This window comes from Jeotgalibacillus marinus, assembly GCF_040801915.1.
GTDB classification, from domain to species: Bacteria; Bacillota; Bacilli; order Bacillales; family Jeotgalibacillaceae; genus Jeotgalibacillus; species Jeotgalibacillus marinus.
This window is the reverse complement of the sequence record NZ_JBFMIA010000009.1, coordinates 16631-34085: the sequence shown is the minus strand read 5'-3', so window position 1 is coordinate 34085 and position 17455 is coordinate 16631. Positions and strand designations below refer to the sequence as shown.

At 37.3% G+C, this 17455-nt stretch carries 12 protein-coding genes; 7 read left to right on the top strand and 5 right to left on the bottom strand.

What is annotated here, in order from left to right:
• Positions 1–15: 15 nt before the first annotated feature.
• The 3 genes from AB1471_RS10765 (at position 16) to AB1471_RS10755 (ending at position 4759) form a co-directional block, all read left to right on the top strand.
• Positions 16–1881: a DUF5693 family protein gene (locus AB1471_RS10765; RefSeq protein ID WP_367779771.1), complete on the top strand. Its 1866-nt coding sequence runs from the start codon at positions 16–18 to the stop codon at positions 1879–1881.
• Entirely contained in the window at positions 1881–2999 is a 1119-nt protein-coding gene (gene csaB / locus AB1471_RS10760; RefSeq protein ID WP_367779770.1) for a polysaccharide pyruvyl transferase CsaB, read from the top strand. Before AB1471_RS10765 ends, csaB begins: the two co-directional genes overlap by 1 nt.
• A gap of 701 nt (positions 3000–3700) precedes the next feature.
• A complete protein-coding gene (locus AB1471_RS10755; protein WP_367779769.1) occupies positions 3701–4759 on the top strand; it encodes a glycosyltransferase family 4 protein in 1059 nt (352 codons plus the stop codon).
• A gap of 248 nt (positions 4760–5007) precedes the next feature.
• Here the strand turns inward: AB1471_RS10755 and AB1471_RS10750 are convergent, their stop codons facing one another.
• Complete coding sequence (locus AB1471_RS10750) at positions 5008–6069, bottom strand: LCP family protein (RefSeq protein WP_367779768.1); 1062 nt, start codon at positions 6067–6069, stop codon at positions 5008–5010.
• 129 nt (positions 6070–6198) lie between these two features.
• Entirely contained in the window at positions 6199–6831 is a 633-nt protein-coding gene (locus AB1471_RS10745) for a YigZ family protein (RefSeq protein ID WP_367779767.1), read from the bottom strand.
• 325 nt (positions 6832–7156) lie between these two features.
• Here AB1471_RS10745 and AB1471_RS10740 point away from each other — a divergent pair, with 325 nt between their 5' ends.
• Together AB1471_RS10740 and AB1471_RS10735 are read left to right on the top strand one after the other, a co-directional pair.
• The gene (locus AB1471_RS10740) at positions 7157–8293 is read left to right on the top strand and encodes a sensor histidine kinase (protein ID WP_437342361.1); all 1137 of its coding nucleotides are present in this window, start codon (positions 7157–7159) and stop codon (positions 8291–8293) included.
• A gap of 31 nt (positions 8294–8324) precedes the next feature.
• Positions 8325–8999: a response regulator gene (locus AB1471_RS10735; RefSeq protein ID WP_437342360.1), complete on the top strand. Its 675-nt coding sequence runs from the start codon at positions 8325–8327 to the stop codon at positions 8997–8999.
• Between the two features lie 470 nt (positions 9000–9469).
• Here the strand turns inward: AB1471_RS10735 and treR are convergent, their stop codons facing one another.
• Positions 9470–10186, bottom strand: coding sequence for a trehalose operon repressor (gene treR, locus AB1471_RS10730; RefSeq protein WP_367779765.1), 717 nt, complete (start codon positions 10184–10186; stop codon positions 9470–9472).
• A 111-nt stretch (positions 10187–10297) separates the two neighbouring features.
• Here treR and AB1471_RS10725 point away from each other — a divergent pair, with 111 nt between their 5' ends.
• The gene (locus AB1471_RS10725) at positions 10298–10897 is read left to right on the top strand and encodes a YybH family protein (RefSeq protein ID WP_367779764.1); all 600 of its coding nucleotides are present in this window, start codon (positions 10298–10300) and stop codon (positions 10895–10897) included.
• A 263-nt stretch (positions 10898–11160) separates the two neighbouring features.
• Here the strand turns inward: AB1471_RS10725 and treC are convergent, their stop codons facing one another.
• Both treC and treP read right to left on the bottom strand, forming a co-directional pair.
• A complete protein-coding gene (treC, locus tag AB1471_RS10720) occupies positions 11161–12858 on the bottom strand; it encodes an alpha,alpha-phosphotrehalase (protein ID WP_367779763.1) in 1698 nt (565 codons plus the stop codon).
• An 86-nt stretch (positions 12859–12944) separates the two neighbouring features.
• Complete coding sequence (gene treP / locus AB1471_RS10715; RefSeq protein ID WP_367779762.1) at positions 12945–14384, bottom strand: PTS system trehalose-specific EIIBC component; 1440 nt, start codon at positions 14382–14384, stop codon at positions 12945–12947.
• A 632-nt stretch (positions 14385–15016) separates the two neighbouring features.
• Here treP and AB1471_RS10710 point away from each other — a divergent pair.
• Entirely contained in the window at positions 15017–17068 is a 2052-nt protein-coding gene (locus AB1471_RS10710) for a flagellar assembly protein A (protein WP_367779761.1), read from the top strand.
• Positions 17069–17455: the final 387 nt, after the last annotated feature.

Sequence of the window (17455 nt, the reverse complement as noted above, 5' to 3'; positions counted from 1 at the left end):
AAGGGGGTGTAGTACGTGAAAAAAGCTTTAACCGGAATACTCCTTTTAGCATTAATATTAACCATGCCTTCTGTATATCAACGAATTCATGTTGAAGAGGCTAACAAAATATATGAGCTTATCCTACCAAATTATGTGATTGATGAATGGATGGTAAATGATCCATCTATCACTCAAGATCAAGTTTATAACGATTTATCGGAGGCAGGTATACAATCGATTAGCGTCGAACCAGATACCTTGAGAACATTGGAGCGTAGGGGAGAGATTACGGTAATAAGCTCTTCACGTATGCGCGAGTACATTGTGGTTAATCAACATGAACCTTTAGATGAATTTTTTAACAAAGAGGGATTGTTTATTCGTGCAAATAACGAATATCCACTTGAAGAAACAGTAAGTGAACTCTTTAAAGGTATACGTGCTGTAGAGATTATTGGTGTCGACTATTTATTCATCCCAGGTCAACAAGAACAACTTTCTTCTACAGCTATTGGGTATGATGAAAAAGGTATAGAATCAATTTTAAATGCAGGGTTTAATGTTATACCGATATTATCAAATGTTTCCGAAGAGATTCATTTGAATAAAATGATAACAGACCTGATATCTCTAAAGAGTGAACATGTAAATAAGATATTGTTCTCTGATCAAGAATTACCAGGTTATCCTGAAGTCAAAAAAGTAAAGAGTGTTGCTACTAAATTAAATGATGCGGGTTTCTCCTTATTAAGTATTGAGTTCGAAAAACAGGCAGGGTTTATTGAAACTGCCTATACAATGGATTTAAATGTAATTAGGTTACATAGTCTGACTGTACTAAGTGAAAACCTTTCAATTAGTTCCGAACGCATCATAAGAGCGGTTAAAGAAAGGAATATAAGAGCCATATTTATTACTATGAGTAATGATAATCCTAAAGAAGCGATTACCGAATTAAGTGATGTAATTACCACCATTGATGGAGGGTTAGCATCATCTTATACAATGGGAGAATCGATTCCTTTTAATAAGATTGAAATTTCTAAGTGGCAGCTTGTAATTGGGCTACTTGGTTCGATAGCGTATTTTGGATTAGCAACATCTACAATTATTAACAGACGTTGGTTTACGCTCGTAACAATCTCATTTTCATCTTTACTTGCATTGGGATATGTAGTTTTGGAACAAAGTATCATTTTAAAGATTTTCGCACTTGCACTTGCTATTATTGCACCTATTTTTGCGATTTTGATTGATAAAAGCACGAATTCGAAAGGCTACTTGTTTACATCGTATTTAAAAGCAATTGGTATTACATTTCTAGGTATATGGTTTATCATTGTGTTGCTTAATGGAAATCAATTTATTCTAGGTATAGATTCTTTCTCAGGTGTAAAACTGGTGTATATATTACCTATAGCATTTGCTGTTATTTACGCATTATGGGGTAATATAAAAGCTTTGTTGAAATTAGAGGTTAAATATTGGCATTTGTTATTTTTTGGATCAGTTGCGATCATTGCTTTTTATTACATCACTAGAACAGGAAATACTGATTCGGTAAGTTCTTTAGAACTGCAATCAAGGCAGTTACTAGAACAATTTCTATATGTGCGTCCAAGAACAAAAGAGTTTTTAATCGGTTTCCCTCTTTTTGTTATTGCACTTTACGTGACGAAAACAAGTGCTAAAGCTAGTTTGTTTATCCTTATACCGGCAGTCATAGGATTTTTATCTATGGTTAATACATTCACCCATTTTCATATACCTTTATCTATATCTTTGCTAAGGAGCTTCTATAGTATTGTTTTTGGTTTTATAATAGGACTTTTCCTTGTCTATCTGTATAAGTGGGTAGGGAGAGGCTTAGTGGAACGATTAAAAGCGAGGTGGCAGTAGTGAGAATAGTGTTATCTGGATATTATGGATTTGACAATGTTGGTGATGACGCGATTCTATATGCCATTATCCATTCGTTAAAAGAGTATGACCCTCAAGTAGAGATTGTTGTTTTATCACAAAACCCTAAAGAAACGGAAGAAATTTATCATGTTGATTCTGTAAAAAGGTGGAGTATAAAAGAGATAACAAAAGCTTTAAAAAATGCTGATTGTCTTATTAGTGGTGGCGGAAGTCTTCTTCAAGATAAAACAGGACGGAAGAGCATTCCTTATTATGCTGGAGTAATGAAAATCGCACAATGGTTGAATAAACCTGTGTTTGTCTATGCACAAGGGATGGGTCCTTTTAAAAGTAAAATAAACCAACTTATTATAAAAAACACTCTGCAATCAACAAAGATTTTAACCGTAAGAGATTCTCAATCTAAACAACTGTTAGAAAAGATTGGAGTAACTAAGCCCATTCAAATTGTTCCAGATCCAGTGATTGGAATTGATACATCGAATTTCCGTAGCGATTGGATGGAGTCTAAGAACTTTAGTCAGCGGACGATTACAGTATCAATTAGAGATTGGTCAGATGATTTGTCTTATCTGGATGAAATTGCTTTAGCATTAGATGAATTATCAGGTAAGGGATATATAATAATATTAGTACCAATGCATGGGGAACGTGATCAGAAAACTTCTAATAGAGTAAAAGAAATGATGAAGCAAGAGGTTTTTATAGCCCCCCATAATAGTTCGATTCAAGAAAAAATGGCAATTATTAAAGCTTCGGATGTATTATTAGGTATGCGCTTACATGCTCTGATTTTTGCAAGTGTAGGCTTTACACCTTTTGTTGCTATTTCTTACGATCCAAAAGTTGATTCTTTTGCTTCTATTGTAAATCAGGAAGTAGTCGGGAATGTTAAAGATAAAAATTGGGATTATAATGACATTGTTTCTTCTATTGAAAATATATTTTTAAATTATTCTCAAGAAGTAAATAAGTTAAAATCTGAGGTTATTTCGCTACAAAAAATTGCTAGTACAACTGCTAAAAATGTAATTGATTCATTCTCCGATGAAACTTTAATCCCCCCAGCGACGTCAAATATTAAGAGACTATAAGGGTTAACTTTTGGTGAAATAAGAATAGGTTAAGTAATGATAATTTAAGTCTACATACTATATTTCATGTTTTTTTAAGGGAAACAATCTAATGTATGCTATACTTTGAAACAGATATGCTGAATTGACCTACAATATTCTTTATAAATGTTTTACATTCGCCTGTTTATTAATCGATTGAATATCAAAAGACCTTCAATGGATAAAGGTGTTGTTAAATAGCTTTTTTTCTATTGGAAAAATGATTCGATGGACAAGGATAAAACATGAAGTTTAATCCTATCCACTTTGTCCAGCCATTATGGAGTTTGAATTGAATAATAATAGTATATTCTTGACCACTTAATGCGTTGTTTCGACTAATTGCTTCGACTGTCAATCAACTGAAACACGCTCTTAAAAAATCCAATACCGAATGTCACTTGCCTTTTTGCTTCCCTGAACCCCGTTCACGGATGGCACATTTGGTGTGAGACATCGATGTACTCATGTTTTTCAATGATTGAGTTTATATTTGGAAATTATACGGCATATATGGTGGAAATGGTGCTAAATTTTTTTAACCCTTTTTACAGAATGTGGGTAGGCGCTTATTCTTGTACAGTGTGGTATCCACTTATCGTTAATAAATAACAGAATTTATTTAACATACATGTTTTTACAGATTAACGGGTAAGCTGTTTTTAAGGAGGTCCCATTAGATGTTGGATTTTAAAACTGAATTTGTAATTGTAATTGTATTATGTTTTATTAGCTCTTTACTACTGACACCCTTAGCTAAAAAATTTGCGGTCGCAGTTGGAGCAACAGACGCACCTAATTCTCGTAAAATTCATAATAAAATTATGCCTCGTTTAGGAGGATTAGCAATATTTATTAGTTTTTCCATTGGGATAATAATTATGCAACCTGCTGGTGACGATACGTGGCCAATCATGATTGGAGCATTGATTATTGTCTTAACTGGAGCTTTAGATGATCGATTTCAATTATCTCCTTCAAAAAAGTTGTTTGGTCAGCTTATTGCTGCTTTTATCGTAATTAAATGGGGAGGAGTTCAAGTTGAGTATATTAACTTACCATTTGGTGGGATAATTGAATTTGGTTATTTTAGTTTTCCTTTAACACTTATATGGATTATTGGAATAACAAATGCCATCAATTTAATTGATGGGCTTGATGGGTTAGCTGCTGGCGTATCAACAATCGCCATATTTACAATATCAGGAATGGCGATTATTATGGGTGATTCATATGTTGCTATATTTGGTTTTATTTTAGTGGCCAGTATATTAGGATTTCTGTTTTATAATTTTCACCCTGCTAAAATTTTCATGGGAGATACTGGTGCTTTATTTTTAGGATTTATGATATCGGTATTAGCGCTTTTAGGATTTAAAAATATTACAGTTATCTCTTTTGTCATTCCAATTTTAATTTTAGGTGTCCCGATTTCTGATACTTTTTTTGCAATAGTGAGGAGATTATTAAATAAACAACCGATATCAGCTCCAGATAAATCTCATTTGCATCATTGTTTGTTAAATTCTGGATTTACACATCGTGAAACGGTAATTATTATTTATGGGATTGCTACATGGTTTAGCTTATCAGCATTTATTTTTTCTCAATCCACATTATGGGGAGGAATATTAGTTATTGCTGTTGTATTATTATCTTTAGAAATTATTGTCGAAAGTATTGGTTTGCTTGGTGAAAACTATCGACCGATCCTTAACCTTGTGCGTGAGAAGAAATAAAGGTGTAGTAATTTAATCGGGCTGATCGATCGGGGTTCCATGAATTGTAATGTGATTTAATCAATGATAATCAATTCAATTCACTTTCTAACATGCTTAGCTTAGTGTTTGACGTATAATTGCCATAGAGATACGATCCCTTAAAACTGATCGAGTATAGAAATCACTTTGAATCAAATGAAAAGAACAACCACTGATGGACTAACAATACTTGTCCATTAGTGGTTGTTCTTTTGTTGTAAAATTGGTTACCAATCATTCTGAGTCGATTGAGATATACCCACATCATTTTCATTATCCGTAGATGGACTTGTTGAATCAGTGTCATTTAATCCTAAATGATTTTTTAACGTTTCTTGTAAAGACCAAATTTCAGTTATATCCGGTTGATAGTAGTATATTCCATCAATGGAAGTATCTTCTCCTTGAAAAGATAAATTTTCTACTGAAAGATCTGAACTCACCGCGTACGAGATAAATGACTTCATTTCATCGAACGTAAGGTTCGTTTTAAGGTTTTGTCCGACGGCTTGAATCACGCTACTATATTTATTGATAGAGGTTGCAGAGGTTGATTTATCCATTATAGCTTCAATTAGCTCAACTTGTCTTTTACCACGTTCAATATCGTTATCATAGTATCTTGTGCGAGCAAAGGCTAAAGCTTCTTCACCATCTAGAGTCTGCATTCCGGGAAGAAGGTGAATAGCATCTTTTTTATCACTAGAATCTTGTTCAAAGAATTCAAAAGGTACATCAATGCTTACCCCATCTAATGAATTAACAACATCAATAAAGGCATTAAAATTCATACGTACATAATAATCTACAGGTACATCCAATAAGCTTTCTACCGTTTCCATTGAAGCCTGTGGGCCACCAAATGCGTGAGCGTGGGCAATTTTATCTTCATACCCCACTTCAGGTATATATGTTAACGTGTCACGAGGAATGCTAACTAAATTAACAGATTTTTTTTCATTATTTAATGTTGCTAAAACCATTGCATCTGTGCGGCTATTGTCTGATGTCATTCCTTGTGATTCTCGTGAATCACTTGAATCGACTCCAAGAAACAATATTGATACATCATCAGTAGCGGGATCAACCATTTGGTCTCGGATGTCAGATTGATTCCGATTGAGGTCATCGTAGGATTTATTTACTGCACTTTGAGCTTGTTTATATAAATAAGTGGCATAGACTACAGTTGAAGTTCCCAATAAAAATAGGGGTAAGACTAAAAAGATTAGAACACGCTTTTTTAATTTTTTTCGATCTATCATTTTACGGTAATTTTTACGCTCCATTTTTTTGCTCCTTTAAACATCGCTGTGTGTTTCGTGCTAAATTATTAAAAAGTCTAACTATAATTGTACATTAAAGTATCCATCAGTAAAATGATAAAAATATTACAAATTGCAAGGAAACACAGTATTCTACACTTTCTCTTCTAAATAGACTTGGTTTCCAGCTTTAATAACTGCCTGGCCATTCGTAAGCTCTGTCATCCATTCGGTAAATGTGTCGATTTGTTCTTCTTCTGCGTAGGTTTCGATCGAGACGTTGGTAAGGTAGTGAATTTCTTTTAAAGGGTAAATGGAGGTGCGAATTTCATTTTCGATTTTTCCGAGCCAGGTGTAGTCGATGATGGTGGTCATGAGGCGGCTTAGTTTGCGTTCGACAACACCTGTTGCGTTGATGCCTTCAGTTGCTGATTTTCCATAAGCACGAATGAGCCCACCACCGCCGAGTTTAATTCCTCCAAAGTAGCGTGTAACTACAACGGCTGTGTCTTTTAAATCGCGTTTTTTTAACACTTCAAGCATTGGGAGGCCTGCAGTACCTGTTGGTTCTCCATCATCGTTAGCTTTTTGGATGAGATTGTGCTCACCGATCATGTAGGCTGAACAGTTATGATTAGCTGATGGATGTTGTTTTTTGATGTCTTGGATGAATTGCTGAGCCGCTTCTTCGGTTTCAACTCGCTTGACGGACGCAATAAAACGCGACTTTTGGATGACGATTTCATTTTCGCCATATTCAGCGACCGTAAAGTATTTTTTTAACATAAAAAATACGCTCCTTATCAGTTCCTCGTACTCGTTACACCATTATAACAATAAATCGCCCATTTCGACATAAGTTTACAATCATGAAACAAAGGTGAAATGTCATATGATTCAATTGTAATGCAACTTAAATATTGCGGCCAGTTGACGATGATATAATAGGTGAGGTTGGCCTGAAAATTGCTATTTTAGAAAGAAAAAAATACACCTTAAAAATCGACATATATATAGGTAGGAATATAATCTGTACAAAGCTTTCTTTTTTACAGATTTAACAGTATAATTTTTGGTAAACATATGTTGTTGAGAGGAAGGAGTCTGGGGTGTGCCCGCAAATAGTTTAGATGCCCGAATGCTAGACATGATTTTGGGTAAAATGATCGAGACAGTGGACCAAAGTAAATTGGAAGTTTTTGAAATTGGTGAGAAAACACGAAAAGAGTACGAAAGCCTAGTACAAGAGCTTGGTCAGGTCAGGGGGAAAATCACTACTGTTATTTATATAGTGGATGACCTTGAACGAAGATCTCGCTTTGCACGCACAAGACTAGCTGAAGTCAGTCATCATTTCAAAGATTTTTCTGAGGAGCAGGTCCGGCAAGCTTATGAAACTGCTCACGATCTCCAGATGAAGCTTTCTGTTAACCGACAAGAAGAAAAACAACTACGCGACCGAAGAGACGACCTTGAACGCCGATTACAAAGTATGCTTGAAACCATTGAACGTGCAGAAAATTTAGTCACTCAAATATCGGTCGTCCTAACATATTTAAACAGCGATTTAAAACAAATGGGGGCAGCCTTGCGAGATGCCAAACAAAAACAAGAATTTGGTATTCAAATTATCGAGGCACAAGAAGAAGAGCGCAAAAGACTTTCCCGGGAAATACATGACGGACCAGCTCAGATGATGGCGAATGTTCTTATACGTTCCGATTTAATTGAACGAGTTTATAAGGACAAAGGTGCTGAGCAAGCTTGTATAGAAATTGGTAATCTTAAAAAAATGGTCCGATCGACACTTTCAGAGGTACGACGCATCATCTATGACCTTCGTCCAATGGCCCTTGATGACCTTGGTTTAATTCCAACCCTCAGAAAATATTTAAACTCATTCGAAGAATATAGTAATGGGACAAAGTTATCATTTGTTCAAATTGGGGAAGAATTTAGATTGAACCCAAAATATGAAGTATCACTGTTCCGACTCATCCAAGAATCTGTTCAAAACGCCTTGAAACACGCACATGCAAAGGAGATCACAGTTAAAATTGAATCTCGACGTGATCGAATAGTCGTTGTTATTAAAGATAACGGTAAAGGCTTTGACGCATCTCAGAAAAAAGTGGGATCTTTTGGATTGATTGGTATGAGGGAACGAGTAAAATTATTAGCTGCAGAAATGTCAGTTAATTCAAAACCAGGATCTGGCACCATCATTATGATTCAAGTGCCGCTATAATGGATTTCATTGACCAAGGAGGAAAATGACTATGATAAAAATTTTAATTATTGATGATCATCAACTATTTCGTGAAGGCGTTAAACTCATATTAGATTTTGAAGAAACATTCGAAGTTGTTGCTGAAGGTAACGACGGCGCACAAGTGATTGACTTATATGAACAGCACAAACCAGACGTAGTACTTATGGACATCAACATGCCTGAAGTTAACGGTGTGGAAGCTACAGCTAAACTCATTGAATTAAACAGGGACGCAAAAATCATCATTCTGTCGATTCATGATGATGAAAATTACGTCTCACACGCACTAAAATCAGGTGCTCTTGGTTATATGCTAAAAGAAATGGACGCAGATACCTTGATTGCCGCAATTAAAACCGTTGCAGGAGGAGGATCGTACATCCATCCAAAAGTAACCGTCAATCTAGTAAACGAGTTTCGTCGCCTAGCAGAAGCAGAATTCACTGGCAACTTCCAGCAAATCGAAGTCCGCAGACCCCTTCATTTACTAACAAAGCGGGAATGTGAAGTTCTTCAAATGCTAGCAGATGGTAAAAGTAACCGTGGAATTGGAGAAGGGTTGTATATCTCTGAGAAGACGGTAAAGAATCATGTAAGCAATATTTTACAGAAGATGAATGTGAACGATCGTACGCAAGCAGTTGTCACAGCGATTAAGAATGGTTGGGTTGAGTTACAATAGTTGTAAAACCGTCAAATTGACGGTTTTTTTGTTTATTGAGTGGTCGGTGAAGTAGAGGTCTTAGAAGCGAACTGTTGATCGTAGTAGTAATGGATATAATTAACAAGAAACTAAGTAGATAGGGGAGAGAGAATATGGTGACGTATGATGTGATGAATATGCTTTTTAAAATTTGGTGTATTTATTGCGACAAGCTATACAGCGGTCGCCATCACCAGTTTAGTCCACTTCAAAAAAGAAGTAACCACCCTCCGCTCAGTATTTGAATGTGGGGTAGTTACCTTTGTACCTATTCAAATCGGGCAGCCACTTTAATGTAGGGATTTGGATTAATGGGACGTTGACGCGTTACGTCCTATTTTAGACTGTGTGAGTATATCGCATTATCCGTTGTTGATCAAAGAATCCTTAAGTCTCTAATAATGAAATTGCAGAAAGCACGGACCGCTCGGCATTCTTGAGGGGTTCCCTCACTTCCTACGTGCAAAATCCACGAACTTAAATTTATCAAGTCTATGTCTTGACTCTGTATATTGAAACAACATTGTATCTTCTAAATGGACGAAATTCTTCACTAAAACAATATGGCTATCCCCATCTAAATCAAGCAGCGCGCGATCTTCATCAGTTACTGGCTCAACCGTGAACTCTTTTTTCGCATACGAGATTGCGAGTCCTAATTTATTTTCGAAGTAAGCGTAAATGGAGTCTGCGCATATTTCCTCAGTTAGGGAGGGGACATGTGATTGCAAAATCCAATCTTTATCTAAAATTACGCGTTCACCTTGAATCGTACGAGCACGAGCTATTTCCCATACGAATGAACCTGGATCACATTCTAGTTGAGAGGATAGCCAGTCATTTGTTTCGTTTAACTCGAGTTTGTGGACCGTTGTATGGGTGTCACGCCCGAGCGATTTTTGTAGCTCTTTAAAACTTACAATGCCGGATACCGGGAACTCCATTTTATTAATACCGAGTACTAATGAGCCTTTTCCTCGCATTTTTTGGATAAATCCATTTTGTGATAACAATGTCAGTGCCTTTCTGATTGTTTCACGCGATGTGGCAAAGCGATCGCACAATTCGTGTTCAGATGGAAGGAGCGTGTTCGGTTCGTAGATGCCCTTTTCGATGTCGTTTGATAGTTCATGAAAAATGTTCATATATTTGTTGGTTGTTGTCATGTTGATCACCCTATATTATTGTATCATAATGGGTGATGGGATCGCAGACATCATGAGCATTTTTTACTATATCCACATTTTGAAAAAACAAGGCAGAAAGGACGGTCCGAGATGAATTTAAAATCAATAATCTTTGTGTTAGGCACCGGCTTACTCGCTTTGGTCGTAGCAGGTTGCAGCAACGATGATTCAGCAGAAAATACTGGTTCCGCACTAGATGGACAAAATGGGCAAGGGATCGACAGCCACAATTCGTCAGACGGTCTAGAGTTGGATGAGAACGGGGAATCGGGAATAGGTTTTGAACTAGATGATCAAGGCAATGTTTCAGAAGCTAAAGATGTTCCAGCTGAAGCGGAAGAAGCGATTCTTGACACATTCAACAGTTACATCGAGACGTTTAACGAAAAAGACATAGAAGGATATTTGGCTACACTTTCCGAAAAAACAGGTAATTTTGATTTAGATGAAGAGCGAGAACAACTTGATCAAGTGTTTGAATCATTCGATGTCGTTCGTGAAGTAGAGCTCCAAACAATCAATAAATTCGAGGGGGAAGAGGCACAAGTATACTCTGACCTCATTTTGACCACGACTGATCCAGCGACTGGCGCAGAAGTAACGAAAACTGGTCGACAAATTACCGTGCTTAATTTAGTTGATGGTGAATGGAAAATTGTTTCGATTCACTTTATGGTGAATCCTTCTTAACTATTCAGGAGTAGACACCTTCCGATTCTTAGGAGGTGTCTTTTTGAGTGAAGGTGAAATGTGGTCTGGAAAGTATTGTAGTTTTGAACAGTAAGTTGGTGAAACTGGATAGTGAATAAATGAAACCCGCACGTAACGGCGATGAACTCCGACTCCACGTCGCAAGGAACGCTCAACCAACAATTAGCGCCAATCCCCTCATATATTTCTCGACAATTACAAGAAAAACGCCCAATCCCACTCTTTGGATTGGACGCAAAACCTCACTTGTTTTTCAAATGAAACACAATCGATTCATACGGTCGCAATGTGTACTTTACAACAGATCCGTTCACGTCTTCATAGTTCTGAATCAGCACATTTCGCATTGAAAAGCCTTCAAATTGTGCTACAACGTCCTTAGGCAATTCAAACTCCACAATATTCCCATAAAAATTATTCAAAACCAGCAACGATTCGTCCACAGTATTACGCGTATAAGCAAATATCGATGGATCATCAGCCAACATCAATTCATAGTTCCCATCTGTGATCACATCGTACTCTTTACGCAATGCAATGAGTTTTTGGTAAAAATAAAATACGGAATCATGATCTTTCAATACTGCTTCTGCATTGATCTCATCAAAGTTTTTGGAAACAGGAATCCATGGTGTGCCCGTTGTGAATCCAGCGTCCTTCTCAGAGTTCCACTGCATAGGTGTCCGCGAATTATCACGCGATTTGTGTTTTAAAATCTCCAACACTTCAGCTTCTGTGTAACCTTTTTCCATCAAAATAGTGTAAATGTTCAGCGACTCAACATCACGATATTCAGCAATTGTTACGAATTTCGGATTGGTCATGCCGATTTCTTCACCTTGGTAAATATACGGTGTTCCTTGCATCATGTGAATGGTTGTTGCTAGCATTTTCGCTGATTCAATGCGGTATTCGCCATCATCTCCATAACGTGAAACGATTCGAGGCTGATCGTGATTACACCAGAATAGCGCGTTCCAACCGCCACCTTCGTACATTTCCACTTGCCATGTCGATAAAATTTCCTTTAATTTAAGAAAATCAAAGTCAGCTACAGACCATTTTTCACCGCTAGGATAATCCACTTTTAAATGGTGGAAATTGAATGTCATGCTCAGTTCCTCACGTGCAGGGTTGGAGTATTTAATGCAGTGGTCGATGGTTGTGGATGACATTTCACCAACCGTTAACAAGTCATGTTTGGCGAACACTTCCCGGTTCATTTCATGCATGTAGTCGTGAACTTTCGGACCATCAGTGTAAAATTTGCGACCGTCACCAGGGTCAACCGAACCATCATCGTCAAGGAAATCTTGATCTTTTGAAACAAGATTTATCACATCTAAACGAAAGCCATCAATCCCTTTTTCTGCCCAAAAGTTCATCATGTTGTAAATTTCGCGACGAACGGTGTCATTTTCCCAATTTAAATCAGCTTGAGTGACATCGAAAAGGTGGAGGTAGTACTGACCAGTTGACTCGTCCAATTGCCACGCATTGCCACCAAATTTAGATTGCCAATTCGTCGGTTCTGAATCATCTAACTTTGCATCTTTCCAAATATAAAAGTCTCGATACGGATTGTCAGCTGATTTTCGCGACTCTACAAACCATTCATGCTCAGTTGATGTATGATTCACGACGATGTCCATAATGATGCGGATGCCGCGTGTATGAGCCTCGGCCAACATGCGTTCTAAATCAGCCATCGATCCGTATTCTTCATGGATTGATAAGTAGTCGCTAATATCATAGCCATTATCATTTTGAGGCGACTTGTAAGGGGGGGTTAACCAAATGACATCCACCCCAAGCTCCTTCAAATAATCCAATTTATGCGTAATCCCATTCAAATCTCCAATACCATTACCCGTCGTATCATTAAAACTCTTCGGATAAATCTGATACACAACAGCCTTCTTCCACCAAGCCTGTCTCATCTCTAAACACCTCTTACTATTTTATCGAAAAATAAATACTTTCGTTCGCTGACGGGATCTGACCCCGTCAGCGAACGCTTTTGATTTTAGTCGTCTAAGTTCCCTTTTTTAATCAACAATCCATAAAACAATGTCAGCACAAATGGAACGACAATTACGATGGCCATACCGATGGCGAATAGTGTCCAGAATGAGCTTTGAATGGAGATGATTCCAGGGACACCACCGACTCCAATCGAGTTTGCTAGGACGAAATTGGATCCGAGTAGCACGCCGCCAATTGCTGAACCGATAAGAGCACAGATAAATGGGAAGCGATAGCGCAAGTTAACTCCGAATAAGGCAGGCTCTGTAATGCCAAGCCATGCGGATATTCCAGAAGAACTTGCAAGTCCACGTAGTTTGTCGTCTTTCTTTTTCAAGAGATATGTTAAAGCGAAAATCCCAAATGCTGCAGATCCTTGTGCAATATTCGATAGCGCAAGGATTGGCCATAAGAATGTACCACCTTGATCTGTAATAAGTTGTAAATCAACGGGTAAGAACGTGTGATGCATACCAGTGATAACGAGAACTGCGTAAAATCCACCGTAAATGAGGCCGCCGAGCCATCCGAAATTATTAAATATCCAGATGACGCCGTCTGTAATCGTTGTCCCGACCGTAAATGTGATCGGTCCAATGACCATAAAAGCGGCGAAACCTGTTACTAAAAGTGAAACTGGTGCAACAATCAATAATTTAATCGAATCATGTACACGCTTGTTCAAGAATTTTTCAATCAACGCATATAAATATGCTGCGAAAAGTACAGGTAATACTTGACCTTGATAACCAATTGACTCAACGTTTAATCCCAATAAACTCCAAGTTGGAACGCGATTTTCTTCAAGCGCAGTAGGGTAGTCATAAGCGCTTAAAAGGGCAGGGTGGACAAGTACTAGCCCAAGCACAATTCCCATAAGTGGGTTTCCGCCAAATCGCTTAACCGCCGACCAACCGATCAATGCGGGTAAGAAGGCGAAGGCGGCACTGGCTATTACAATGATGACTTCGGCTAAATCAGCCCATTGAGGGAACATGACTACGAGCGGATCATCGCTAAACAAACCAGGTGCCGTTAACACATTATTCAACCCAAGCAACAAACCTGCCGTAACAATTGCTGGTAAAATTGGGATGAAAATATCAGCTAACAACTTAATCGCGCGTTGTAAAGGGTTCATCTTTTTTGTAGCAGCATTTTTTACATCATTTTTGGAAACCTCTTGAATCCCGGTTTCCTCAGCTAAAACCTTATACACTTTATCCACAAGACCTTGTCCAATAACGACTTGGTACTGACCACTATTGGCAAATGAACCCTTAACCAAATCAATTGATTCAAGCTTTTTCTTATCAATCTTACTATCGTCATGCAACACAAAACGTAGCCGCGTCACACAGTGCGTGGCAGAATCAATATTTTCCTTCCCACCAATCGCCTCAACAATTTGGCGAACTTCTTCTTTATTCACAGTACTCATCTTTAAGCCTCCTGTAACCGTTTTTTTTCTGTGATAAAAAATACTATTCATCTATTCATTCATCTTTTCCCCACTGATTAAAAGATAGTTCAGCAGGGGGAAGACAGCGCTTACATTTACATTATTAATCATAAACTTGTATATACAAGTTGTCAATGGTTTTGTCGATTTGTAGAAATGGTAATTTTTTAAAAAAATATTTGTGAAGAGGTCACGATTAAATGCGACAAAAATCAGGTTTTTATAGCAAAATTTGACTAGTATGGCATTGCTTTTTCCCTGCTTTGGATGGTACATTCAAATTAGTAATTTCTTATCTTTTTGATGAATTTTGTTGATATTAATTATTTGTAGTAAAAGGAATTGAATATCTTATATCTTATATCTTGTTAATGGCAAACTTCTCGAAAGGTAAGGAAGCAGATGCAGAAATCGATGGGTCAAGGATTTACTTGGATGATGAAGAGTGAATAGAAAGATATTTAGCTACATTCGCTTCAAGGATCCACCATCATTTTCACGTTTGATATAAGTTTTGAGTGATGAACCTTTCAATGTGATTTTAAAATTAACGAAAAAAAACATATTTCAAGATTGAATGATCCAATGACGAACTAGGAGGGTGATATAAGATGCGAAGTATTGTATCAAAAGGAAAAGATGTTACCGAAGCAATGAACATTGGAATCGAGGAATTAAAAACTTCGAAGAAAGAAGTTCATATCGAAGTGCTTCAAACCCCAAAAGAAGGGTTTTTTGGTATAGGTTCTAAAAAAGCGGTTGTTAAAGTAACGAAAAAAGAAGATAAAGCCGTTCCAGCAGGTGAAAAATCTTCAGATGGTTATTTTGCGGAAGTGATGAATCTTACTTCGGAATATCCAACTGTAGACGAAGAAAAATACTTTAATCACTCAGAGGTAAATATGAAAAAAGATGATACAAGTGGGAAGGTATGGGTCAATAAGGGACAATTAAACTGCACTCCAGGAACTACCCAACTTCCAATGGTTACGGTAAAAGAGGGAGTTGAACTTTATCGAAATCAAAAACTCGTGATAGAAAAGAAGATTTTTATTTCACCAGAAGATACGTATCAACTAAAAGTAAAGAATGAAGTGCAAGTGCAAGAATCTCAATGGTCTCTTAAAATAGATAAACGCGAATTAACGGTTCATTTAACGGTAGAACCAGGTTATCACATAACCCGTGAAGTGAAAGATATGGAAGCGGCAGAACATATTGAGTTAGCCGTAACTGAAACGAAAGAAATCGTAAACACTCTATCACAAGAAAAAGTCATCAATCGATTAAAGGAATTATCGATCAAACACGATATTAATGAAATCGAACTCATTAAGGCGTTACGAACTAGACAATCACAGACTTTTGAAATAGTAACAGGAATCCCTCCTACAGAAGGGAAAAATGGTTGGATTGAATTAAAGGTTAAAACAAAAATAGAAGATGGTTTGAAAGAAAACGAATTTGGAAGAATCAACTTTAGAGAATCGAAAACCATCCCAACTGTTGAAATTGACGATATTATTGCCATTATTCACCCTCCTGTTCAAGGTTCATCAGGTTATACTGTTACTTATGCAGAATTGCCTGCAAAACAAGTTTATCCACTCATCCTAAGAGAAGGTAGAGGGATTAAGGTTGTAGATGACCAAGTGATCGCAACCGAATTCGGTCGACCGAAAATTGATCAAAAAGGTAAGCTTGTGAATATATCGATTATGGATAAATTACTTCATGATGGGGATGTGAATTTAGCTTCAGGGAACATCCATTTTTCAGGTGACATTGAAATCACTGGAGAAATTGAAAACGGTATGGTAATTGAATCACAAGGAGATATTCACACTGCCAAAAATATAAACATGTCTACCTGCACAGCATCTGGCGCCATTGTATCAAGAGGAAATATCAATAAATCTGATCTCTCTGCTGGCAAGAACAATATGCTAGTAACCGAGCTTGGTCAGCTGTTAGGCGTGATGCAGAGTAATACAGAGAGAATGTTCAGTGCTATTAAGCAATTAACCAATAAATCAACCAACTTTGCTCAAGGCGGGCTGCAACCTCTTATCCGAATTTTGCTAGAGGAAAAGTTTAAAGACTTTACTCCTTTAGCGAGAAAATATGTCGAGCTAGTAAAAAAGAATGCCCATCATTTAGAGGATGATCGCTGGCAGAAATCAGCGGATTCTATATCAAAGCTGTTCTTGACGTCATCAAATGGTACCGCATCAATCCAAACCATTTCAAACTTGTTAGACCAAATGCAGGATCTGCTTGAAGTTAGTGGTACATCGGTTGAGTCCGAGTCCTACGTACACGTATTGAACGTATTGAACAGTCATATTAATTGTAGTGGAAATGTCTTAATTGAAGGACGGGGATGCGTGAATTCGAAAATTCACTCTGGTGGTTACCTGAAAATCAGGGGGATTTTAAGAGGTGGAGAAGTGTATGCGAGGCTTGACGCTGATATTAATGAAACGGGTGCCTCTAGTGGAACGTTAACGACCATCGCTGTATCAAGCGATCAAAAAATCAAAATTAATAAAGCGAAGGAAGGAACCGTTTTAAAGTTCGGAAAGAGGAAACACGTTCTTACAGATGACTATCACTTGTTAGTAGCAAAACTGAATGAACATGGGGATGTTATATTTGAATAATCGCATGTAAGCGACTTTCTAGTAGATAAAGTGAAGAGCGTCAAAGACAACCAAGGAAGAGTCATTCTAGTCTCTATCATAAGACTGGAACAAATCCTAAAAATAGACCTCATCACAAAGCGTAGAAACTGAACAGACAATAGACTTCCTTTAAAAAAACTACTTTATATCCTGGGATGATACATGATCAATAAAACCTTTGAAGAGGAGCTCTGATTTTATGGGAGTCCTCTTTACTTGTAAAACGAATTAAATGAGTCGATTGAGTTTTAAAGCGTTTCGATTAAATGTTTATAAAATCCTGAAAAATAATCGAGGATCGTTTTATTCAGTAATAATCTTGCAACAGTAAGGAAGCTTTACGAACGAACGACCAACCAACCAATT

Bases quoted from the DNA above. Each gene is read 5' to 3' on its own strand.
- AB1471_RS10755 (WP_367779769.1), top strand. From the start codon at position 3,701: ATGTTGGATTTTAAAACTGAATTTGTAATTGTAATTGTATTATGTTTT.
- AB1471_RS10750 (WP_367779768.1), bottom strand. From the start codon at position 6,069: ATGGAGCGTAAAAATTACCGTAAAATGATAGATCGAAAAAAATTAAAA.
- AB1471_RS10745 (WP_367779767.1), bottom strand. From the start codon at position 6,831: ATGTTAAAAAAATACTTTACGGTCGCTGAATATGGCGAAAATGAAATC.
- AB1471_RS10735 (WP_437342360.1), top strand. From the start codon at position 8,325: ATGATAAAAATTTTAATTATTGATGATCATCAACTATTTCGTGAAGGC.
- treR (WP_367779765.1), bottom strand. From the start codon at position 10,186: ATGACAACAACCAACAAATATATGAACATTTTTCATGAACTATCAAAC.
- AB1471_RS10725 (WP_367779764.1), top strand. From the start codon at position 10,298: ATGAATTTAAAATCAATAATCTTTGTGTTAGGCACCGGCTTACTCGCT.
- treC (WP_367779763.1), bottom strand. From the start codon at position 12,858: ATGAGACAGGCTTGGTGGAAGAAGGCTGTTGTGTATCAGATTTATCCG.
- treP (WP_367779762.1), bottom strand. From the start codon at position 14,384: ATGAGTACTGTGAATAAAGAAGAAGTTCGCCAAATTGTTGAGGCGATT.
- AB1471_RS10710 (WP_367779761.1), top strand. From the start codon at position 15,017: ATGCGAAGTATTGTATCAAAAGGAAAAGATGTTACCGAAGCAATGAAC.